This is a genomic window from Picosynechococcus sp. NKBG15041c (assembly GCF_055380235.1).
In genome coordinates, this window is sequence record NZ_AP040363.1 from 2,104,121 (window position 1) to 2,124,612 (window position 20,492).

Annotated in this window: 23 protein-coding genes; 11 read left to right on the forward strand and 12 right to left on the reverse strand. The window is 46.2% G+C overall.

The genetic code is table 11. The features are described 5' to 3' along the window. Positions 1-124: 124 nt before the first annotated feature. A complete protein-coding gene (locus tag ACZ45B_RS10100) occupies positions 125-1,480 on the reverse strand; it encodes an aromatic ring-hydroxylating dioxygenase subunit alpha (protein WP_024546203.1) in 1,356 nt (451 codons plus the stop codon). Positions 1,481-1,754: 274 nt separating this feature from the next. Here ACZ45B_RS10100 and ACZ45B_RS10105 point away from each other — a divergent pair, with 274 nt between their 5' ends. The 3 genes from ACZ45B_RS10105 to ACZ45B_RS10115 all read left to right on the forward strand — a co-directional run bounded on the left by ACZ45B_RS10105 (position 1,755) and on the right by ACZ45B_RS10115 (position 3,480). Further along, positions 1,755-2,153 carry a MauE/DoxX family redox-associated membrane protein gene (locus tag ACZ45B_RS10105; protein WP_029681855.1) on the forward strand — a complete coding sequence of 133 codons (399 nt, stop codon included), beginning with the start codon at positions 1,755-1,757 and terminating at the stop codon, positions 2,151-2,153. A gap of 158 nt (positions 2,154-2,311) precedes the next feature. Beyond that, on the forward strand, positions 2,312-2,845 hold the full coding sequence (locus ACZ45B_RS10110; RefSeq protein ID WP_051352940.1) for a helix-turn-helix transcriptional regulator: 534 nt from the start codon (positions 2,312-2,314) through the stop codon (positions 2,843-2,845). 260 nt (positions 2,846-3,105) lie between these two features. Then, complete coding sequence (locus ACZ45B_RS10115) at positions 3,106-3,480, forward strand: hypothetical protein (RefSeq protein WP_024546201.1); 375 nt, start codon at positions 3,106-3,108, stop codon at positions 3,478-3,480. Positions 3,481-3,660: 180 nt separating this feature from the next. On the opposite strand, the gene ACZ45B_RS10120 is transcribed toward ACZ45B_RS10115, so the two are convergent. From ACZ45B_RS10120 to ACZ45B_RS10130, 3 genes are all read right to left on the reverse strand, one after another. Next, positions 3,661-4,050 carry a hypothetical protein gene (locus ACZ45B_RS10120; protein ID WP_024546200.1) on the reverse strand — a complete coding sequence of 130 codons (390 nt, stop codon included), beginning with the start codon at positions 4,048-4,050 and terminating at the stop codon, positions 3,661-3,663. Positions 4,051-4,107: 57 nt separating this feature from the next. Then, on the reverse strand, positions 4,108-4,266 hold the full coding sequence (locus ACZ45B_RS10125; RefSeq protein WP_158505990.1) for a hypothetical protein: 159 nt from the start codon (positions 4,264-4,266) through the stop codon (positions 4,108-4,110). Between the two features lie 74 nt (positions 4,267-4,340). After that, positions 4,341-5,921: an NAD(P)H-quinone oxidoreductase subunit 4 gene (locus ACZ45B_RS10130; protein WP_024546199.1), complete on the reverse strand. Its 1,581-nt coding sequence runs from the start codon at positions 5,919-5,921 to the stop codon at positions 4,341-4,343. 314 nt (positions 5,922-6,235) lie between these two features. Here ACZ45B_RS10130 and ACZ45B_RS10135 point away from each other — a divergent pair, with 314 nt between their 5' ends. The 3 genes from ACZ45B_RS10135 to ACZ45B_RS10145 all read left to right on the forward strand — a co-directional run bounded on the left by ACZ45B_RS10135 (position 6,236) and on the right by ACZ45B_RS10145 (position 8,405). Next, positions 6,236-6,583: a rhodanese-like domain-containing protein gene (locus ACZ45B_RS10135; protein WP_024546198.1), complete on the forward strand. Its 348-nt coding sequence runs from the start codon at positions 6,236-6,238 to the stop codon at positions 6,581-6,583. 113 nt (positions 6,584-6,696) lie between these two features. Then, positions 6,697-7,740 (forward strand): heat-inducible transcriptional repressor HrcA, encoded by a 1,044-nt coding sequence (gene hrcA / locus ACZ45B_RS10140; RefSeq protein ID WP_024546197.1) that lies wholly within the window; start codon positions 6,697-6,699, stop codon positions 7,738-7,740. Between the two features lie 98 nt (positions 7,741-7,838). Further along, a complete protein-coding gene (locus ACZ45B_RS10145; protein WP_024546196.1) occupies positions 7,839-8,405 on the forward strand; it encodes a manganese efflux pump MntP in 567 nt (188 codons plus the stop codon). Positions 8,406-8,418: 13 nt separating this feature from the next. Here ACZ45B_RS10145 and ACZ45B_RS10150 read toward each other — a convergent pair whose 3' ends face one another. Further along, complete coding sequence (locus ACZ45B_RS10150) at positions 8,419-8,802, reverse strand: DUF3110 domain-containing protein (protein WP_024546195.1); 384 nt, start codon at positions 8,800-8,802, stop codon at positions 8,419-8,421. Between the two features lie 284 nt (positions 8,803-9,086). On the opposite strand from ACZ45B_RS10150, the gene ACZ45B_RS10155 reads away from it, so the two are divergent. Beyond that, entirely contained in the window at positions 9,087-9,581 is a 495-nt protein-coding gene (locus tag ACZ45B_RS10155; RefSeq protein WP_024546194.1) for a hypothetical protein, read from the forward strand. Positions 9,582-9,745: 164 nt separating this feature from the next. Here the strand turns inward: ACZ45B_RS10155 and ACZ45B_RS10160 are convergent, their stop codons facing one another. Next, positions 9,746-12,409 carry a phycobilisome rod-core linker polypeptide gene (locus ACZ45B_RS10160; protein ID WP_024546193.1) on the reverse strand — a complete coding sequence of 888 codons (2,664 nt, stop codon included), beginning with the start codon at positions 12,407-12,409 and terminating at the stop codon, positions 9,746-9,748. Positions 12,410-12,687: 278 nt separating this feature from the next. Between ACZ45B_RS10160 and ACZ45B_RS10165 the strand changes: the two genes are divergently transcribed. Continuing rightward, entirely contained in the window at positions 12,688-13,881 is a 1,194-nt protein-coding gene (locus tag ACZ45B_RS10165; RefSeq protein WP_024546192.1) for a class I SAM-dependent methyltransferase, read from the forward strand. A 58-nt stretch (positions 13,882-13,939) separates the two neighbouring features. Here ACZ45B_RS10165 and ACZ45B_RS10170 read toward each other — a convergent pair whose 3' ends face one another. The 6 genes from ACZ45B_RS10170 to miaB form a co-directional block, all read right to left on the reverse strand. Continuing rightward, positions 13,940-14,752 (reverse strand): carbon-nitrogen hydrolase family protein, encoded by an 813-nt coding sequence (locus tag ACZ45B_RS10170; RefSeq protein ID WP_024546191.1) that lies wholly within the window; start codon positions 14,750-14,752, stop codon positions 13,940-13,942. Positions 14,753-15,042: 290 nt separating this feature from the next. After that, entirely contained in the window at positions 15,043-15,627 is a 585-nt protein-coding gene (locus ACZ45B_RS10175) for an HD domain-containing protein (protein ID WP_024546190.1), read from the reverse strand. A 69-nt stretch (positions 15,628-15,696) separates the two neighbouring features. Next, complete coding sequence (locus ACZ45B_RS10180; protein ID WP_024546189.1) at positions 15,697-15,954, reverse strand: hypothetical protein; 258 nt, start codon at positions 15,952-15,954, stop codon at positions 15,697-15,699. After that, the gene (locus ACZ45B_RS10185) at positions 15,951-16,433 is read right to left on the reverse strand and encodes an MEKHLA domain-containing protein (protein ID WP_024546188.1); all 483 of its coding nucleotides are present in this window, start codon (positions 16,431-16,433) and stop codon (positions 15,951-15,953) included. Before ACZ45B_RS10185 ends, ACZ45B_RS10180 begins: the two co-directional genes overlap by 4 nt. Positions 16,434-16,459: 26 nt before the next feature. Then, positions 16,460-16,738, reverse strand: coding sequence for a ssr2422 family thylakoid membrane protein (locus ACZ45B_RS10190; protein WP_024546187.1), 279 nt, complete (start codon positions 16,736-16,738; stop codon positions 16,460-16,462). Positions 16,739-16,831: 93 nt separating this feature from the next. Continuing rightward, positions 16,832-18,187, reverse strand: a complete 1,356-nt coding sequence (miaB, locus tag ACZ45B_RS10195; RefSeq protein ID WP_024546186.1) for a tRNA (N6-isopentenyl adenosine(37)-C2)-methylthiotransferase MiaB — start codon at positions 18,185-18,187, stop codon at positions 16,832-16,834. Between the two features lie 284 nt (positions 18,188-18,471). Between miaB and pipX the strand changes: the two genes are divergently transcribed. The 3 genes from pipX to ACZ45B_RS10210 all read left to right on the forward strand — a co-directional run bounded on the left by pipX (position 18,472) and on the right by ACZ45B_RS10210 (position 20,432). After that, positions 18,472-18,741, forward strand: a complete 270-nt coding sequence (pipX, locus tag ACZ45B_RS10200; protein WP_024546185.1) for a transcriptional coactivator PipX — start codon at positions 18,472-18,474, stop codon at positions 18,739-18,741. Between the two features lie 24 nt (positions 18,742-18,765). Next, entirely contained in the window at positions 18,766-19,437 is a 672-nt protein-coding gene (locus ACZ45B_RS10205) for a YggS family pyridoxal phosphate-dependent enzyme (RefSeq protein ID WP_024546184.1), read from the forward strand. 392 nt (positions 19,438-19,829) lie between these two features. Continuing rightward, a complete protein-coding gene (locus ACZ45B_RS10210) occupies positions 19,830-20,432 on the forward strand; it encodes a cell division protein SepF (RefSeq protein WP_024546183.1) in 603 nt (200 codons plus the stop codon). Positions 20,433-20,492 lie beyond the last annotated feature (60 nt).

The following is a 20,492-nucleotide window of genomic DNA, read 5'->3' on the forward strand; positions in this document are numbered from 1 at the left end:
GAGCCCATGCAGATTTTTTGGGGAAATCATGGCCAACACTAGCCGAATTATAGGGATTTCTTCGGGAGTTGCCTTGAGCTTTCTGGCCGATTGCAAAAAATCTTTTCCCGGGGAAAAAGCACCATTAATCGCGATAGTTCCGGGTGGGAGGATATTCCCCTACAAAAAAGCGGCGCTCTAAGCGATGCAGCTGCCACCAGAGCAAACCAAAGATGGGTAATACACAGGCGATCGCCCCCATGCCCAAGGTCGGGATTCCCATGACTATACCGAGGGGTAAACCCAACCAAGCCAAAAACCCAAGAACAACGGTCACCTTTTTCAGGCCTTGAATCCGTCTGAGGGCTTGGCGGCAGCTGGCGCAGTGGATAGTGTGGGAATGGTAGCGCTCTAAAAGTTCTGCCTGCTTTGGTTCCGCTGGGGTAAAGGGCACATCAGGAAAAGGCTCACCATAACGTTCTACCCACTGACGATAGGCCAGTACAAACAAATCAGAACTGGTGGGCAAATAGCAGGTTTGGGCATAGTTTTTGTGAGATTTTGCCAGCTCCCGCTCCTGGAGATGCAAGAAAATTTGATCATCTTCAAGGATGCCCATCTGGTTCAAATGGGAAAACCAACGGGGCACAAGCTTGAATGCCAACCGAGGGAAAGCCGCTTTAAATCGGAAGGGTAACCGTACAATTGCCCGGCATTTTCCTTTTTCTGTGGGCGTCGCATAGACCACGGTCATCACCTGCCCAAAGGAACTTTCTGGGATGTCATGCCACATCAATGCGGGGGCCAAAAAAGTCGTTTGCTGCGGCCCAAAAGCCCCCCGGCGTGGCCCTTCTTCCCAGTTGCCTGTAAAGCCTGTTTTCTCGATTTGTCCCACTTCGAGGATAAATTCTTTGGCATTTTTGCGATTGCCTACCCGGGGATGGTGGGTAAAAGCCACATGGCTGGTGTCTAAAACATTTTCGAGTAGCGTTGTGGCGTCATAGGGAATGTCGCGCATCACATCGGCGATCGCCCATTGGCCTGGGTGCTGATCTAGCGCTGGAATGGTCGGAATAGGCGCTTGATTTGCCTGCTCCAGCTCGCCAGCATAGACGAATAGCAAGTCTTGTCGAATGCAACTAGCATAGGTTTTCACCTGCGCCCGAGTACTATGGTGGGCTTTCCCGTCTTCTGCCTGGAAGGGAATTTTGGTGCAGGCACCCGTTTCTGAAAACTGCCAACCGTGGTAAGGACATTCGAGGCAATCATCAACAATCCGGCCTTCCGACAGGGGTGCTAAACGGTGGGGGCAGATGTCGCTAAATACGTGCCATTGCTGACTACTGGGTTGCCACCAAATTACCAGGGGTTCCCCCAAAAGGACAAAGCGTGTGGGCTTGGTGGGGTCAAGGTCTCGGACAAAGTGGATCGGATACCAAGCGTCTTGCCAGTCAAAGGAGTCTAAGGGGAGTTCAGAAGCAGGAAGTGGGGTTGCAACCATTGGTTAAGCTAGAAAACGGGAGATTTCTTTTAGCTTAACGAGTTGTTACATTGTTTAGGTGATCGCCAATTTCGTCGGCTGTAACCTAGGCCAAGGAAGCATAGTGTATAAATTCAATAAAGAATGCGAAAAAATGTACTGTGTTTTGCTAATGTATTTCGCAAGTTCAATAAGCTCTTAGCTCGCCGTATATTGTTTGTTTTTTACACCAGAGTATATTCACCGAAATAAGACCATGAAATCTAACTGAGTGAGGTGATCGCTTACAAATGCAATGTCAATAAAAAAAGTTAAAGCAATCCTGAAAGTCCTAATGGGCGTTATGTTCGTGCTGGCAGGTCTAAATCATTTTCTTTCGACTGATTTCTATCTCCGGATGATGCCCCCCTATCTTCCTTGGCACATAGCGCTCGTCTACATCAGTGGTATTGCAGAAATACTCTTGGGCATACTTTTGCTGATTCCAAAAACCTCAGCGATCGCCGCCTGGGGACTGATTGCTTTACTAATTGCTGTTTTTCCTGCCAATCTTCAGATGGCCTTAAATCCCAACACATTCCCAGAATTTTCTGAGGTAGCATTGTGGGTGCGTCTGCCATTACAAGCGGTGCTCATTGCCTGGGCCTATTGGTATACGAAACCTAAAGCTGCCCACAAGGTTAATCGATTTTAATGATATCTATGGCAGTCAGTAGTTTACCAGCCGTTGCTGAAATTGTCAGAGTTGCAAATAATAAACATCACCTATGTGCTTTATTTGTAAGCGAAGATATAGATTCTAGATGATTGCCGCAAATGTTTAATCAAGCTAATTTACACATTATATGAAATATGCTTGTGCATAAAAATCAAAATTTGCCCAAGCGCGTCATTAATGCATGGTTAATGAGAGCTCAAAATGATTTGATTGCTGAGGCGATCGCCATTGATGATTATTTATTAGTTTTCAGTTGTGCAATGGAAAAATTAGAAATTCCTTTTGACTCGATGAATGCACTCAAATGCATTGCACCTGAAGATCGAGGTGATTTTGAAGTCGATATCGATGGCAGTTATTTGTATTGGGAAAAAGCAGATATTCATCTTGATTTAGATGCGTTTCGTTGTGCCGTTGATCCAGTATGGAGACAAAAAGCTGAGGCTCTGAAATTGAGTCATGATAAGGCTTTTGGTCAGGCGATCGCCAAGCTTCGTGAACAGTACAAATTACATCAATCGGATATTAAGGGTGTTTCTATGCGACAGGTCAGCCGGATTGAAAATGGTGAAAGCACAAAATTAGAAACACTCGAACTTTTTACTAAAGCGCACAGTCTTGAGGTTAATGAATATTTGGAGAAGATTGCAAATTTAATAAATGTCTAATTCAATCGAGAACAGAAGATTGCCTAATCAAAGATCTCCTAATTTGATCAAGAGAAGAGAATCACTACCCCCCATAAACAGTAGCATGTGTTGGCATAACGTAACGCACAAATCCAATCAATATCATAAAAAACATATTTTATTTCATTGACATACCCTATGAAATCTTTATTTATTCAATATATTCTATGAATATGTCTTGTAAGATCGACAATCACTTTTTGAATTGAAAATTGTTCTTTTTAGTTTCATTTATCAGTATGAATTTAAAAATCAAGCCTATTGTTAATGGTCTTTTTGAAGCCACACTTACTCATGAAGATTTTCAAGTAACAGCTATCGGATCTGGCAAAAATGAAGCAACATTGAAAGCTATTAAGCGTCTACAGCAAGAAATTGAGATTGCATATGATACCCGAATGTCCGAAATAGAGAATGAGGATTACTTGTTAGATGAAGAAGAAGAGGAAGAAGAATTTTATGATGAAAGATTTCTTGAAGATGAGATATGGCAAAATTTAGATCAGGAAATTCAAGAATTAGCTTTAAAAATTGCTCAATTTACGTTTAAGGCAGCCTTGGGATGTGCAATTAGAGGATCTATTGGTGGTTCAATGGGAGGCTTATTTTTTTAACTAATAAAGAAGACGGTATGATATTTTATACCGTCCCTTTTCACTTTAGGAATTTATTATCTAATGCCTAGAGCGTGGAGGACGATGATCACTAATCTCATAAGCTGTAGTGTGCCGACACATCGTGACACACAAAATAAATAAAGGAACATTAATGGGCTTTATAATGAAAACCCAAAATCATGAAAATTTGTTGATACCCTTTTGGGATATTCTTTTTTGAAATTCATGTATAAATTCTAAAAATTTTCCTTGAGAATGAGTAAGTTGATCAAGTGTTGATATAGCTTCTTCAGAAGGAACAGGTAAATCTATATTTAGAAGCTCTATTTTTTTGATAATAGGTTTTGGATCTGTTTTGTATAGGTCGAATGCTATACATGCTTCTCTAAAATCTGATTTTAGTTTTTTGCTTAGATCGTCGAGTTTTTTAAAGTCATCAATAAACTCTGGAAAGTATAAAAATAAAAGCATTTCTATTTTTGTAATGTAGTTCAAATCTTGAATTTCTTTTGTTTTATCGAATACTGAATCAGTAATATTGTCTGGATTTATGAAATTCTGATTCATGAAGTAACTTTCTTTTGACCAGTTTGTCACTGATGAAAATAATTCTTCTAGCTTTTCTCACTCTAATTTTTGATGCTGTAATATATTGTCATTTTTGATTTGGGTTTCAAGCCTCTCTTTTTGTCCTTTATTAGATAGCCAAACTCCCAAAAGAGTGGCAGATGCAGTTAATAGGGCACTTAAAAATCCAATTAATATTGTGTCCTGAATAGGCATAGTTAAAAAAGATAATTTACAATAAAAAAGACGGGGCAAAATAGCACACCGCCTCTTGTTGTTTTAAGAATTAATTATTGAATATCTGGAGCGCGGAGAACTGCGACATCAAAATTCGTAGCTTTAGCCGTTTGATTGAGACTGGGCACAGAAGCCCGTAACACTTGGGTTAACTGCTCCGTTGTTGAAGCATAAATTTGAGTAACCGCTTTTGGATAAACACCAATCCCAATAATCGGAATTAAGAGGCAGGCAATCACAAACACTTCACGGGGTTCCGCATCAACGAGTTTTTCATGTTCCACAAGCTCTTTGTTTTCGGGTCCATAGAGGATTTCCCGCAACATTGAAAGTAGATAAATCGGCGTTAAAATTACCCCGATCGCCGCCAAGAAAACAATAATCACGCGGAAGGTTGGGTTGTAAGCATCGCTAGTGGCAAAACCGACAAACACCATCAGTTCAGCAACGAAACCACTCATCCCAGGGAGGGCGAGGGAAGCCATCGAACAGGTTGTCCACATGGCGAAAATTTTCTTCATTTGCTTGCCGACACCGCCCATTTCATCGAGCATCAGCGTGTGGGTACGGTCATAGGTTGCGCCGACCATAAAGAAGAGACTCGCCCCGATTAACCCATGGGAAATCATTTGCAGCATTGCGCCACTGGTTCCCAAATCGGTAAAGGATGCCATCCCAATCAACACAAAACCCATGTGGGAAATGGAGGAATAGGCAATTTTTCGCTTGAGGTTGCGCTGGGCAAAGGAGGTTAACGCCGCGTAGACAATATTCACCACACCCAAAATCACGAGGACAGGTCCAAATACTGCATGGGCATCGGGTAACATTCCGGCATTCATCCGCAGGAGGGCATATCCACCCATTTTCAAGAGGATGCCGGCGAGGAGCATGTGCGCAGGGGCTGTGGCTTCACCGTGGGCATCGGGTAACCATGTATGCAATGGGAAAATCGGCAGTTTGACCCCATAGGCAATCAGTAAACCACCGTAGAGCAACAGTTGCAGATTTAGCCCGAAATCCTTGTGGGCGATCGCCGTCATATCGAAGGTGACCGTATCCCCGTAGAACGCCATCGTCAGGGCTGCAATCAGGATAAACAGCGAACCACCCGCCGTATAGAGGATGAATTTCGTTGCTGCGTAGAGCCGTTTTTTACCGCCCCAAATGGAGAGGATGAGGTACACCGGCACTAGTTCCAGCTCCCAGGTGAAGAAAAACAGGAGCATATCCTGCACCGCAAACACGGCAATTTGTCCGCCGTACATCAACAGCATCAGGAAATAAAACAGTTTCGGCTTAAAGGTCACGGGCCATGCCGCCAAGGTTGCCAAGGTGGTGATAAACCCCGTCAGCAAAATCAACGGCATCGACAACCCATCAGCCCCCACAGACCAGCGCAGATCGATCGCCTCCACCCACTGATAACTTTCCACCAGTTGCAGATTTGGATTGCTGAAATCGTAGCTGGTATAAAATGCCGCCACAATGATACTGAAATTGATTAGGCCAATCGTTAGGGCATACCAGCGCACCGTTTTACCATCCTTGTCAGGGATGATTGGCAGCAGCAGGGCAGCGGCGATCGGAAATAAAATAATCGTGGTTAACCACGGGAAATTAGCAAAGTCCATACAAACTCAAGAAAAATTAATCGCTGTTTCTTAAAAAGAGAATCGTTATCAATCACAGATGAAGAACAAAGAAAATGGCTTTAGCCTGTGCAACCAACAAAGTTAGGACGAAAGATTTAGAGCCTCTACCGTTACTTGTACCATCCCCAAATTTCCTTGACCGTCTCCACCGGGGAACTGCAATACTCCTTAACTTTGCGCCCCAATTCCGTCGCCAAAATCAAGATCCCCTAGCAATTCACCCAAGAAAGTTCCTAAAGTGAAGAGAAAGATTCACAAAATTTTTCTTTGCCATTTTCAGGAGTAGACAAACCGTGAGCGATCGCCTAACCATCCGTGAAATTCAGCCCGATGCTTTTGCCCAACGCTATGCCGAAATGAAAGCCCTACAACTGATTGATGTGCGAGAGCCTTTTGAGCTAGAAATCGTTGCCCTCGAAGGATTTCAAAATTTGCCCCTGAGCCAATTTGAACAATGGTCACCCCGCATTGCCGTCGATTTTGATCCCACCGCTGAAACTTACGTCCTCTGTCACCACGGGGTGCGCTCCGCTCAAATGTGCCAATGGCTGCTCCAAAACGGCTTCGTAAACGTCATTAATATTGCTGGCGGGATTCACAGCTATGCTCTTAGTGTCGATCGTCAATTACCACGCTACTAGGAACAGATAGGCTATACTAACCCCAATTCAGACCTTAAATCTTTATTAACAAAGCTGCATTTTTTTAAGAATCTCTTTACATTTCTTGGTATTAAGATCACATTTGTTTGCATATGGTTGCTCAGAAAATTCTCAGCCCCCGCTATCAACATATTTTTCGGGCAACGGTAAACCATTACATTTCCACTGCCGAGCCTGTGGGGTCTAAAACCCTTGTGGAGGAATATGATTTTCAGGTCAGTTCCGCCACGGTGCGCAACGTAATGGGCAAACTCGAAAAGGCAGGGTTTTTGTATCAACCCCATGTGTCTGCGGGGCGAATTCCGTCGGATTCTGGCTATCGCCTTTATGTGGATGAACTGGTGACCCCAAATCCAAACAAGCGCCAACAAGCGAGCTATACCTTGCAGGAACAATCTGAGGAATTTTGGGGTTTGGAATCGACACTCCAACGGGCAACACAGATTTTGGCAACTCTTAGTGGCTATATTGCCTTGATCACCGTTCCCCACAAAAATAATGCGCGGTTAAGATATTTGCAGTTACTGGCGATCGCTCCCCAACGGATCATGATGATCGTCGTGACCGATAGCTTTCAGCCCCAATCGATTCCCCTCACCATTGACTGTGATAGTGCGGAATTGGAAGTGTTGTCAAATTTTTTGAATCACCATCTCCAAGGGCGATCGCTCCAAGAGATTGCCCATCTCGATTTAGAATCGCTGGATCAAAATTTTCGCCACTGTGCTGAGCTTTTACAAACTATTTGTCAAAAAATTTCCCAAGTCGCTCCCAGTGTTATTTCTACGCCAATTTTAGTGCGCGGCATTTCTGAAGTCTTGCGCCAACCGGAATTTTCTCAAATTGAACAGTTACAAACCCTTTTACATCTGATCGAAGCGCGACAGGAACAATTGCTGCCTGTGTTGTTTGATAATTTATTGGGCGATCGCCACACCTTAATTCACATTGGCGCAGAAAATCCCCTCGAACCGATGAAAACCTGTGCCTTAATTTCTGCGAATTACTACCAAGAAGAAATCCCCGTCGGCAGTGTTGCCGTGATTGGCCCCACACGAATGTTTTATGAAAATGCGATCGCCCTCGTGGAAGCCACCGCTGACTATCTTTCTAACAATTTAAACCCTGCAATTTAATATAGCTAAATTATGAAAAAACAATGATAAATCAAGTCATTGTTTTTCGTTTATAGTGGGAACCGCAAACAATTTGGCTGGCGATCGCCGAAACTTTTATGGGCTTTGAATGGAACATTCCAATTTTCGCTTTGGCGCTGAGCATTGATTCCCTCTCTGCTGCCTTGGCCTTGGGGGGAAGGAATTTTTCCCGACAGCGGGCCCTCTTTTTTGCCCTAAGTTCTGGGTTGTCAGAGGGTGGGGCGATCGCCTTAGGATTCCTTTTAGGCCATTTTGCCCAAGATGTTATCGTCGCCTATGATCACTGGGTTGCCTTTACCCTACTGGTCTTGGTTGGGGGGCATATGTGCTACAACGCCTACTGGGAAATGCGTTCTGCAAAACCAGAAGAAGGAACAACCTCCCCCATAAAAACCCATAGCCTCTGGAAGATTGTATTTGTCTCCAGCATTACCAGCATTGACTCTTTAGGTGTTGGTGTTTCCCTTGGTCTCTTAGAAAAACCTGCTATTCCTTACTCTCTTGGTATCGGGGCCGCCGCTTTTTTGGCTACTTATGTCGGCTTATTTTTAGCGAAGAAAATCTCTGGGCATCTAGGGGAAAAAGTTGAATTTTTTGGGGGTGGTATCTTAATCGCCCTTGGCATCAAAATGCTCTCCCTCTAGCCCCCCGGCCCCATTACAAAAGTCCTTCCAATTGACGACGAATCCGATCTAGGTCTGCCAGATCTGCTTCTTCTTTTGTCGAAGCAGGCTTCTGGTGATTGCCCTCAGGATCCCAATCTAAATCTGCCACATTTGCTTCGGGAGGGGTCGCTAATTCCCCAGCAGCGATTCGTTGCCAATCATAGTCTGCATCGCGGCAAAACTCGATAATATCCTCTTCGTCCATGGCTTCGATAGATACTGAAGGGAAGTCTTGGGCTTCTAGCATCAGTCCGAAGCGCGTAGCGTCATCTTCATCTTCGAACATTAAGATTTTATTGCGATCGCCTGTTTGTAGTGTGTGAATCCCTTCATTTTCCGTCCGCGCATTGAACAGTAAGACGTAAATTCGACTCATGGATATCTCCTGAAAAAAGAATAGATTGGCTTCCTGGGGGAAAGCCCTGAGATTGTTTATGATAATAATGTAGCTGAAAATTTTGCTCAAATTTTCCAAACAATATGACCCAAAGATGTACCTGTTAATTCAGTTCGTAATCTTTTATTGAGACTCTTTTGGGCACTTAATGAATCTTTGCATAAAAGTAGCTGAAGGAACTTTTTTGAACCTAAGGCTTCATCGGAACTAGGCGTTGATTTTCTGACGAATTATTTAACGTTATTGCAACCCAGGGGGCAACCATGAAAATATTCTCTGCTAAAACCATCGCAGGGGCAACCTTGCTAGCCCTTACTGCCAGTATCGGGATCATGACCCCACGGGCGATCGCTGGCCCAGCAACTTTTACGATCGCCGCCAATGGGAGCATCACATCTAATGAAGCTTTTAATGGCACCATTACTGGCCAGGCAGGGGGATCAGTGAATAGCAATTTCTGTGGTTGGATTTCTGGCAGTCCAAACCATACCTTCCGTATCAATGGCAATGGCTTAATGTCTCTAAATTTGAGCGTTGTTGATGCCAATGGCGGTGTTTCCCGGCCCTTCACGATTTTAGTCAAAAATGCTGACGATCCGAATGCTGCGCCTTTCTGTGCGATCGCCGATCCAGCCAGTGGTATTCCCGCCGAAATTGGTGGCGCTTGGAATCCTGGTCGCTACCAAGTCTTCATTGGCAGCTTTGAACGAGGGGGCAGTGCAAGTCAAGCGCCCTACGTACTCCAAATCTCTCAATAATTGAATTATCGCGGCATTTTGCGATGGTTTCCCCCTTGGCGATCGTCAATAAATCCCATTAACTAGTAAGCCTTAAAATAGCAATAAAGCACTGCCCTCCTTTCTGTATTAGAAAGGAGGGCAATTTTTAAGGATTTAACGCCGCACTTGGAGGCATTCAAACATTAGCGTTTGACTGCCGGTTCAAAACTAGGAACGACAATGTCACGGTTTTGCTTAGTGAGCTGGTTGTATAGTCTTTCCGTATTCGGGAAGTTGGCCGCTGGCAAGGTCGGGAAACGACGGAAGGGCACGGTGTCTTCTCCAAAGTTATCGAGGTATTCCATGCTGTTGACCATCGCGCTAACGAATGCCTTCAGGCCTTGGGCCGCCAGAATTTGGTTATACTTACGGATCTCCTGCTGATCTAAGGGAGCCCGGCCAAGGAAATGTTTGGTCCCCATTTCAATCACTTTTGTGTTGGGATAGGGAGTGTAGAATTCCTTCTGGTACAACTCAGAGCAGCCGAGACCTTCGATGAATTCCTTCATGTTGATCTCACGGTTGCCCAGTTTGCTTTCGAGGGCGGTGAATTGTGCTTCCACAATGTAGGGCTCGATATCCCGCTCAAAGACCTGACGATAGGCGGCGGCGATCGCTGTTTTTAGCTCCACCTTATTAAAGGTATCTGTCAGCTTAAAGGCCTTCGTTTGTTGGCGCTGAACATTTACCCCCTGCTTGAGGCGGGCTTCCACATCCGTGACAGGCAGATTCTTCGTGCTAGAAGTGCCCAACTCAATAAAGCGTTCGGTCTTCTCAACCTGGACTCTTGCCCCCACATCTTCACGAATCGCTCCAGGACGAGTCTGGCGAAGAGAGTAACCACCAGGCGTTAAGTAGCGTTCGTAGGGAACAGTGTCCTCACCGAAAGCTTCTTCATACTCTTTGCTATCGATGATCGCATCGACAAGGGCGTAAAAACCTTTCTTCGCGCAGAGGTCAAAGTAGCTGTTGATTTCCTTGCGGCCGTAGGTGGGGCGACCCAACAGACGACGGTGGATGTATTCAACCGCTTTGGTCACATACAGAGAAGACCAGTAGGTATTCCGGAAGACATCAGATTTTGCTAAAGCGCGGATGAATTCCCGGAGGGTAATTTCACCGTTTTCCAGTTTGATTTCCGCAACTTTTTGGCGCTGACCAGCATAGACCATGCGCCCAAAGACTTGGCGATAGGCGGCGTCAATCACTTTTTGGGTAGCACTCTCTGAGAAACTGACGTTGGTGGTTTTACCCGCCGGCAGCTCGTTGTTCAGACGGAATACCTTCGCGCCGAGGGTGCCAGGTTGAGTTGCCCGGGCACGGGGGTTGCTCAGTTGGTTATTGATGCCAGGGCCACGGTGAATCAAAATTCGCCGGGTGTCCTTACTGAAGGGTGCAGGGCTAGTACTGGGGTTGCGGGTTGCTTTCGGGAAGATCGCCCCAAACTGAATTTCCAGGGCATCGTTGCCAGAGCCGTAAACATGTTGATCTGGCAGGGGCTGGTTGTAGCTAGCAAATGTCGTGATGAACTGAGGTACTTTGCGGAAAGGCGCGCTGTATTTGAACAGGTCCTGCTGCATCCCCCAGTTGCGACATTCTTGAGCTTCTTGGCCAAGGCCACGGATGTAAGGGACAGTTTCTTCGCCAAAGTAATCGGCATATTCTTGGGAGTCGACCAGGGCGTCAACCAGGGCGGGTAAACCACCATTGGAGACGATCGCAAAATACTGCTGCACTTCTTCGCGAGAAGAGGGGCCACGGCCAAGAATATGGCGGAAAGCGAGTTCTAAGGCGCGGCTATTGATGAACGGCTCAAAGAACTGCTTGCGGTACAGGGGAGATTTTGCCAAGCGGCGGACAAATTCCTTCATGGAAATGTCGTTATTTTTTACCTGGGACTCCAAGTAAGAAATAGATTGGCTGTAGGCGCGGGTAATGTCACGCTCGAAAATCTGGCGGTAGGCGGCTTTAACAACAGAATTTTTCTCTAGGGCAGAGAGACCAGGCTTCATGACAAACTTCTGGCGCTTTTCAGCGGCATTGAAGTAGCTCTGGGGTAACTGTAAGCCTTGGGCATCGATTTTGGGCCGTTGACGCAGCTTATCATTGGGCCCTTGGGTCTGCATTTCGGTGATCAACACGTCGAAATACTGCACCACTGTTTCTTGGGCTTCGCGATCGCCCCGGAATAGATCTAGCGAGGCCGCCTTCATCTCCTGTAAAGCCACAAGGGTTGCAGGGATAGAACAGGCTTTTTCAATAACCTCTTTTAGGCCGCGAGTGTTGACCACGAGAATACTGGGATCACCGGCAACGATCGCGTAGGTTGTGTAGCGCAAAAACCAAGCCATATCCCGCAGGGACTTGGTCATATTGCGGGGGCCATAGCGGGAAACACTAATGGGTCGGAAACCAGCGGGGATTTTGCCGCCACCGGAACCGAGGAACAAGCTTTTAACGCCCCCAAGAATCCCCCCTTGGGTACCACTGGCATCACCAACAGCCAGGGTCACGCCGAGGTCGCTCCCGTCGTCATCGGTTTCGGGTTGATCAAGATAGGCAAGGGGAGAGCCGCCGGCAAAAATCCGGTTTGCGGCCCGGGAGACGATGAGCTGGGCACTCTGCTTTATCGCTTGGGCGATCGCCAAACGCTTGAGTCCAGAGTCATAAAACGTTTTTAGGGCCGTTAGCTCTCCCGTTTCCAGGTAGCGATCTTGCTGCTCTGCCTGGGAAATATTGGAGAGGGGAACGGTTTGATATAACTGAGGGCGGGCTAGAGAGCTTCCACCACTGGCCTTAATCGTCATGGATTTTCAACTATCTCCAATCAAAAATGTTCAATTTATAGCGAAATAGGGGAGAAAGTCAGCAAGAGTTTTCGGGTTCCCTTTGGCGATCGCTTCTCCCAAGTGCTTTATTAAATGAGATGTTTATCGGTTAGCTAGACTTTAGGGTAGAACGTTTCCGGCCCGGACACGAAATTTATTAAGAAGTATGTCAGAAATTCAGGAAAACTGGGGATCAAGGTTGCACAATGTGACCTGTACTGTTTTCGGTGCATAAATCTGTCCCCAGCTTTTCCCCCATGACTAACCAGAGCGATCGCCAACAAGCTGTCCGTAATCTCTACAACACCTATCCCTTCCCGCCGGAACCCTTATTGGACGAACCGCCTCCAGGATACAACTGGCGCTGGCATTGGCAGGCAGCCTACAACTTTTGCACTGGTCGCAAGCCCGCCACGGACAAAATTCGCATCCTCGACGCCGGTTGTGGTACGGGGGTAGGGACAGAATATTTAATCCATCTCAACCCCGAAGCAGAAATTGTCGGTATCGATCTCAGCGAAGGTGCCTTAGAAGTGGCCGAAAAACGCTGTCAGCAGTCTGGAGTACGGGACAGTCACAGGGCTCCAGTCAGTTTTCAGCGCTTACCCATTGAGCAGGCAGCGGAACTCGCCGGGGAATTTGATCTGATCAATTGCGTGGGTGTGCTGCACCATATGCCCGACCCGATCCAGGGGATCCAAGCCCTGGCGAAAAAATTAGCACCGGGCGGGATTTTTCATATCTTTGTCTATGCTGAACTGGGTCGCTGGGAAATTCAACTGATGCAGGAGGCGATCGCCCTTTTGCAGAACGAGAAACGGGGTGATTACATTGACGGTGTTAAGGTGGGACGGCAAATTTTTGCGAATCTGCCAGAAACTAATCGCCTCGTGCAGTACGACAAAGAGCGTTGGTCCTTAGAAAATCACCGGGATGCCTCCTTTGCAGATATGTATGTCCATCCCCAGGAAGTGGATTACAACATCAAGACTTTGTTTGAATTGATCGATGCTTCGGGCTTAGAATTTGTGGGCTTTTCTAACCCACAGTTTTGGGACTTAGAACGACTGGTGGGTAAGGAACCAGAATTGATCGAACGGGCGAAAAATCTAGATGAACGGTCCCGTTATCGGTTGACCGAGCTGTTGGATACGAGCATCAGTCACTATGAATTTTTCCTCTGCAAACCGCCTTTAACAAAAGCAGACTGGTCTGAGGATGAGTTGCTCGCCCAGGCGATCGCCACGGTGCATCCCTGTTTAAATGGTTGGCCTAGCCAGTCGCTTTTTGATTACGATTATCAACTCGTCAGCCTTACGGACACGGAGTTTGCCTTCATGCAAGCCTGTGATGGGACGAAAACCGTTGGGGAAATCACCCAAGCATTGGGCTTGGGACTCGACATCGGGCGATCGCTCCAAGCGAGGCAGTTAATTATGTTGACTCCGTAGAAGACTATCAAGCGGCAGGAGAAGCTTTACCAAAACCCACCGCTGTTTTAATTGCAACCTAACCAAATACTCGGTGTTCGAGGGAAGGCATTTGGCGGCGCACTTGGGCAAGACGCTCGGGGTTAATTTCGGCGATCGCCACCCCTGGATGAACCCCTGCATCGTTAAGCACTGTGCCCCAAGGATCAACGATCATCGCGTGGCCATGGGTATAGCGCATACCGTAGTGATTTCCCGTTTGAGCAGGGGCAATCACATAGCAAGTATTTTCAATGGCCCGGGCCTGAATAAGCGTCTGCCAATGGTCCTTACCTGTATAGGCGGTAAAAGCAGCGGGAATACAAAGAATTTCTGCTCCTTGCTGGGAAAGGGAACGATATAACTCCGGAAAGCGCACATCATAACAAACCGACAAACCCACTTTACCCAAGTCACCTAGATCAACCACCTCTGGTAAGGTCGCCCCAGCTTTCACGGTGCTAGATTCTTTGTAGGTATTCCCATCGGGCAAATTCACATCAAATAGATGCACCTTATGGTACCGAGCCAATTCTTGACCATCCGGGGAAATCAAGAGAGCTGTATTCAACACTTTATTTTCTCCATCAGGTACCGGGAAACCGCCGCCGAGGAGGGTGATTTGAAAGCGTTGAGCCATGGTCTTGAGGAATTTTTCACTCTTTGTGGCGATCGCACTGGCTTGAGCTAACTTTGCCGACTCTTCCCCAAGAAAAGAAAAATTTTCTGGTAGGCTAATCAGCTTTGCTCCTTGGTTGACGGCCAGTTGAATCAGGTCTTCTGCTTCGCCCAGATTATGTTCTAGGTCAGGCCTGCTGGTCATTTGGATGGCTGCCGCAAGATAGGATTTCATATGGCTTGGAATGTGGTGAAGAATGAAAGGCTATAAAAACCGTCAACAAAAAGTTTTAATGGTTAAGCTGATTTAATACGATAGCAGAATCTCTACCCCAAGACATAGAGCGATCGCTAGGGTTAGAATCTCAAAAAATAGCCCAATGACAAATAACTTTTACAATACAATATTTTCAGGGTATTAAAAGTAACTTAATCGACAGTTAAAATCTAATTTAGCTAAGTAGTCTCAAGCAAACTAGATTTCGATGTTAAGAAACGATTTCTACAAAAAAGAATTGATTTCGATTAATCGCGAGATTCTGGATTTTGGGCGACTAAAATATCTAAAGTAAGAATAGTTTTTTGTAATTCCTGGGCAAGGGAGTGAGTAGGATCAAAAATTTGTAGCAGCGATTTATAGTACCAAATTGTGCCTTCTTTTTTGCCTTTAAAGCGTTCCCAAAGAGTTTCACCAATTTTCTGGTAGTCTTTCACAATGGATTGGGCGTTATAAAGTTTATCGGCCATAGAAACAAGACGAATAGAGTCTGAAGCGGTTTTCATATGCACTAAATAGGCTTCTTTTCGTTCCCGCCAAGGTTTTTTTTCCTCACCATCGAAACTATCAGAGCAACCTTCGACAATTTCGGTGACGCGATCGCCAAATTTCTCTCGAATCAAATCTCTGGTTTTCAGTCCGCCTTGATCTTCAATGGCGTCATGGAGCAAAGCGGCGATCGCCTCGTCTTCATCTCCGCCCGCTTCTAGAACGAGACTGACGACCCCCAATAAATGAGCGATGTAGGGCGTCCCGGAACCTTTACGTATTTGCCCACGGTGCAATTTTTCTGCTAGCACCAACGCCTCTGCAAACCGTTCTGAAAGTTCCATCTTTATCTGTCCAACTGTGAATAGATTTATCCTAACGAGATGGTAAAAATCCGAGGAAATTGTCTTGGCTCAATTCATTTTATCGGCGCCAGAACCGAACCATGTCCCTAATTTTTTGATCACCCAACTGGCGATCGCCCCCAGCATCAGAATTCCGATCGCTGGCGTAAAAACGGGTTCCCAAAGGCTATACCAAAGATCCCAGCCAAGGTTTACCCCAGAGGAGCGACCGACCAAGGCGATCGCAAACCAAAAGAAGGCGAACAGCACCACGAACACATCCGCCACCAATAACCGATCTAACCACAGGGTAAATTGCGCTTTCATTTCCCTTTTTCGTCTAAAAAAGTCCATTTAGAATATACCGCAGCCTGTCCCCGGTAGATTCCGTCCTGATCGAGCAAGTCCCAAAGTTTCACATCCTCAATCCTGACCCGCCGCCCACTTTTTGTCACCCGAATCCCTGAAAACCCGGCTTTAAACCCATAACTGCGACTTGCTGCTAGAAGCTCATTTCTTTCTGCTTGTACCCGTGCCGTGGGTTCTGCCGATTGGCTCGATGGCATTTGCAGTAACTCATCCCAAGTCCGTTCCCACAATTCCAAACCAAGACGGGAGCCATAGTTGTAAATTGGGTTTGCTTCTGTCCCATGGGAAAAGACCACAAAGGGCGATTCAAATAAAATTCTTGATTGTTCGAGCAGGGGGCGATCGCCTGAAATTAAATCTTCCCCAAACCAACGGCGATAATTTTCTAAAATTAACTGGGTTTGCCGAATAGTTGTTTCTAATTGCCAAGGTTCCATATCGATTTAATACTTCCAAAAAATCTCTAACTCGCCAACACAAACCGCAAAATAATCCCAATTGTCGTCGCCACAATCAAGCTAAACGACAAATTCACCACCCATTGCGTCCCCTGACGATCGGCATCCGCTTTCTCCTGACCAATCTCCACCTGATCCAGTCGAGTTTCTACTTTATCAAGCCGAGCATCTACTTGATCAAAACGGGTATTAAGCTGTTGTATCTCACTGGTAATGCGGGTGTTGAACTGGCGCATTTCATTACGCATCTCAGTGAGAATTTGATTGCTGTCGGAATCAGTCATTGGTTTTTACGCAAAATGAACGCCTTATCCCCATTGTAGACAAAGGACAATCATTGCCACAAAGGGGATGAAGTTTATGAGATGTGTAAAATCCTAGACAGTAACAAGGGCTTCGATGGGTTCTCCAGTCAGGCTAAACGGACGCACTTCCGTAATTTTGACAGCAACGGTTTTACCCTTGAGTTCGTTGATATCTCCGGTAAAGAAGGTCAAACGATTGCCGCGAGTTCGCCCCATCACTTGACTGGGATTTTTGGGATTTTGATCTTCCACCAAAACTTCCTCGATTCGTCCGGCATAGCGTTGGGAACGTTCCGCCGCCTTTTGGGACACGAGATGATTTAACCGCTGGAGGCGATCGCCTTTGACTTCCTCAGAGAGTTGATTGTCCCAAGTTGCCGCTGGGGTTCCAGGGCGGGGGGAATAAGCCGCCGTATTCAGTTGATCAAAGCCAATCTCGTCGACAAGTTTCAGGGTATTTTCAAACTGCTCTTCCGTCTCCCCAGGAAATGCCACGATCGCATCGGCACTGATAGAAGCATCGGGCATATATTCGCGAATCATGTTGATAATTCGGCGGTATTTTTCATGGGTATAGCCGCGCCGCATCGCCTTCAAGACTTCATTATCCCCAGACTGGAAAGGAATATGAAAATGTTCGCAAACCTTCGGCAAATCCTTGCAAGCTTTAATCAGTCGCTCAGTAAAATAGCGGGGGTGACTGGTAGCAAAGCGAATCCGTTCAATCCCTTCCACATCATGAACGTAATAAAGCAAATCCGTCAGGGTGTATAAATTTCGACCTTCCGGTGTCGTCCCAGGTAGATCCCGCCCATAGGCATCAATATTTTGACCCAGTAGTGTGACCTCTTTAAACCCTTGCCGCGCCAGATCTTCCATCTCCGCCCGAATTGCCTCCGGATAGCGAGATTGTTCTGTGCCCCGCACCCCCGGCACAACACAATAGGTGCAATGTTCGTTACAACCGTAGATTACATTTACCCAGGCGGTGACGGTGCTATCCCGGCGGGGTTTGGTGATATCTTCGACGATATGAATTGGTTCTGTTGCCACGATTTGATTCCCCGCGTCCACCTGTTCCAGTAATTCCTGTAAACGATTCGCGTGCTGAGGGCCCATGATCAGATCCAATTCGGGCACCCGTCGGAGTAAACTTTCCCCTTCCTGTTGCGCCACACAGCCAGCAACGATCAGGGTTAAGTCGGGCTTGGTTTGTTTGCGTTTTGCCTGCCGACCAAGGTAAGAATAGACTTTTTGTTCGGCATTGTCCCGAATGGTGCAGGTATTGTAGAGAACCAAGTCTGCATTGTAAGGATCTTCGGTGAACAGATAGCCCATATCTTCGAGAATGCCTGCCATGCGCTCGGAGTCGGCTTTATTCATCTGGCAGCCGAAGGTGGTAATGTGATATTGGCGAGGCTTAGTCATGGTCGTTCCAAAAGTAGTGAGCTAGGCAAACGGGCAGTTTTTTATTTTACCAACTTAAGTTTCTGTTGTGTGAGTCGCGTATGATTCACGACTGCTTGTCGGAACTTCACGGAAAACTCCCTGGGTCATCTATCGTAGGGAGAGGCTTACCTATATACTGTTCCTATTATTTTTGTATGTATCTTTGATAACAGTGGGGGCTAATGCCAGCTACTTATTTCGTTTGTGGTAAGTGCAATGGGATTAATCGCCCCATGGATGGCAATACACCCGCTAAGGTTTGAATGAACACGGAATCTTATTTTAATCACCCGACGTTTGGTATGCTCTTTCGGATTTGTGAGCTGGAAGATAACCAAGAGCTTTTTACGACTCTCTATGCACAACGACTTTTTTTCTTGGTGCAACAGGGGGCAACTGGGTTGAATTTTGAGTCTATCACTCGGATGGATGCTCGCCTCAGAATGGAAAATCGCATGCGTCAGGTGCGCCGTGTTGGGACATTGACAGAGTTGCAAACGTTGCAAGCACTTTTCAAGCGGACGTTTCAGTAGAGGTGAAAGAAGCTTAGGTTGAGCATGGCAAATGCGATCGCCCAAAATATTATCCATCTCCAGGAAGCGTTACCCGCACAGGTCCGTTTGATTGCGGTCAGTAAAACCCATTCTGCGGCAAAAATTCGCTTGGCCTATGCTGCCGGGATCCGTGATTTTGGAGAAAATCGCCTCCAGGAAGCCCTAGAAAAACAAGCTGAACTCCAAGACTTGCCTGATATCTGTTGGCATTTTATCGGTCACCTGCAAAAAAATAAGGCGAAAAAGGCGATCGCCCACTTTGATTGGATTCACACGATCGATAGTCTCGATCTAGCCCAAAAACTCAATCAATACGCCGCTGATGTAGAGAATCCAGCAAACTGCTGTTTACAGATTAAACCCCTACCAGACCCCAATAAATTCGGCTGGGAAATTCCTCAACTTTTTGCTGAGTTACCTGAATTAGCCGCCTGTGAACATCTCAAGATTCAGGGTTTAATGACAATTCTGCCGAGGGGACTGGGTGAACAAGCGACCCAAGCTGCCTTTCAACAGGTCGCTGACCTCCGGGATCAACTTAACCAAACAACTGGTTTTCCTTTTTTGCTAACTGAGCTCTCCATGGGAATGTCTGGTGATTATTCTTTAGCGATTAGAGCTGGTGCAACGATGATTCGGTTAGGACAAAGGATTTTTGGCGATCGAGACCAATAGCATTGCCGTGGTAATTATAAATAATTCCTTTAGGGAACCAGAGAGTGGCAGCATAGAAATTTTTTAAATTGATCCTCTTGCAACAAATCTATTGATGATTTTTTTGTAGTATCGATTTCAATCAGTTAATAAAATCTTATCGATATATGTTTTCCAGAATCTCATTTTTACGGCAAAATAATGCCTATACTTTAAGGCGATCGCCGAATTTTTCTGTTAAAACCCAAAACCCCGATGACTAATAACGTAAAATATCTCCTGCATGGCGGGAATCTTGGTTAAACCTCTACCCCGAGCCCGTTGCCTGAGACTGACAGATTCTGGAGATATTACTCGCCGTTCCCCAGCCCACACAGCATAAAAAATATTGCAAACCCTAAAAAACAAGGATTATTAACCCCATGTTCAACAGCATACGCAACTTCTTAGGCTTGAACGAATCAGAAGAGTACGAAGAGTATTACGAGGGGGAAATTGAGAACAACGACTACCAAGCTCTCTACCCCGCTGAAATGCCCGCTGTTCTCCCTGAGGAAAGTGCCCCTGCCCCCCGCCGTTTTCGTGAAAATCCTACCGTTGCCAATAACTTTGCCATGAACTCTAACACCCCTGCTCCCCGTAATAATGTGATTGGTCTCCCTGGCGTAAGCAACTCTCCCGCCGAAGTAGTTGTTTGCGAACCCCGCTCCTTCGAGGAAATGCCCCAAATCATCCAAGCCCTTAGGGATCGCCGTTCCATCGTTCTCAACCTCAACATGATGGATCCCGATGAAGCGCAACGGGCCGTAGATTTTGTTGCGGGTGGAACTTTTGCGATTGATGGTAATCAAGAACGTATCGGCGACAGCATTTTCCTGTTCACTCCTAATTGCGTACAAGTAACTAACCAAGCTAGCCTCAGCCGTGAAGAAGAAGTCACCGCCACCGCATCGACTCGTCCTGCTGCCCCTGCTCCCGCTTGGAACGATGACATGCCCATTGCCCAAGCTCAATAATTCTGTTTTGCAGTACGGCACTTGCTTAGGTGATTTTGCAAAAAATAAAAATAAATCAAT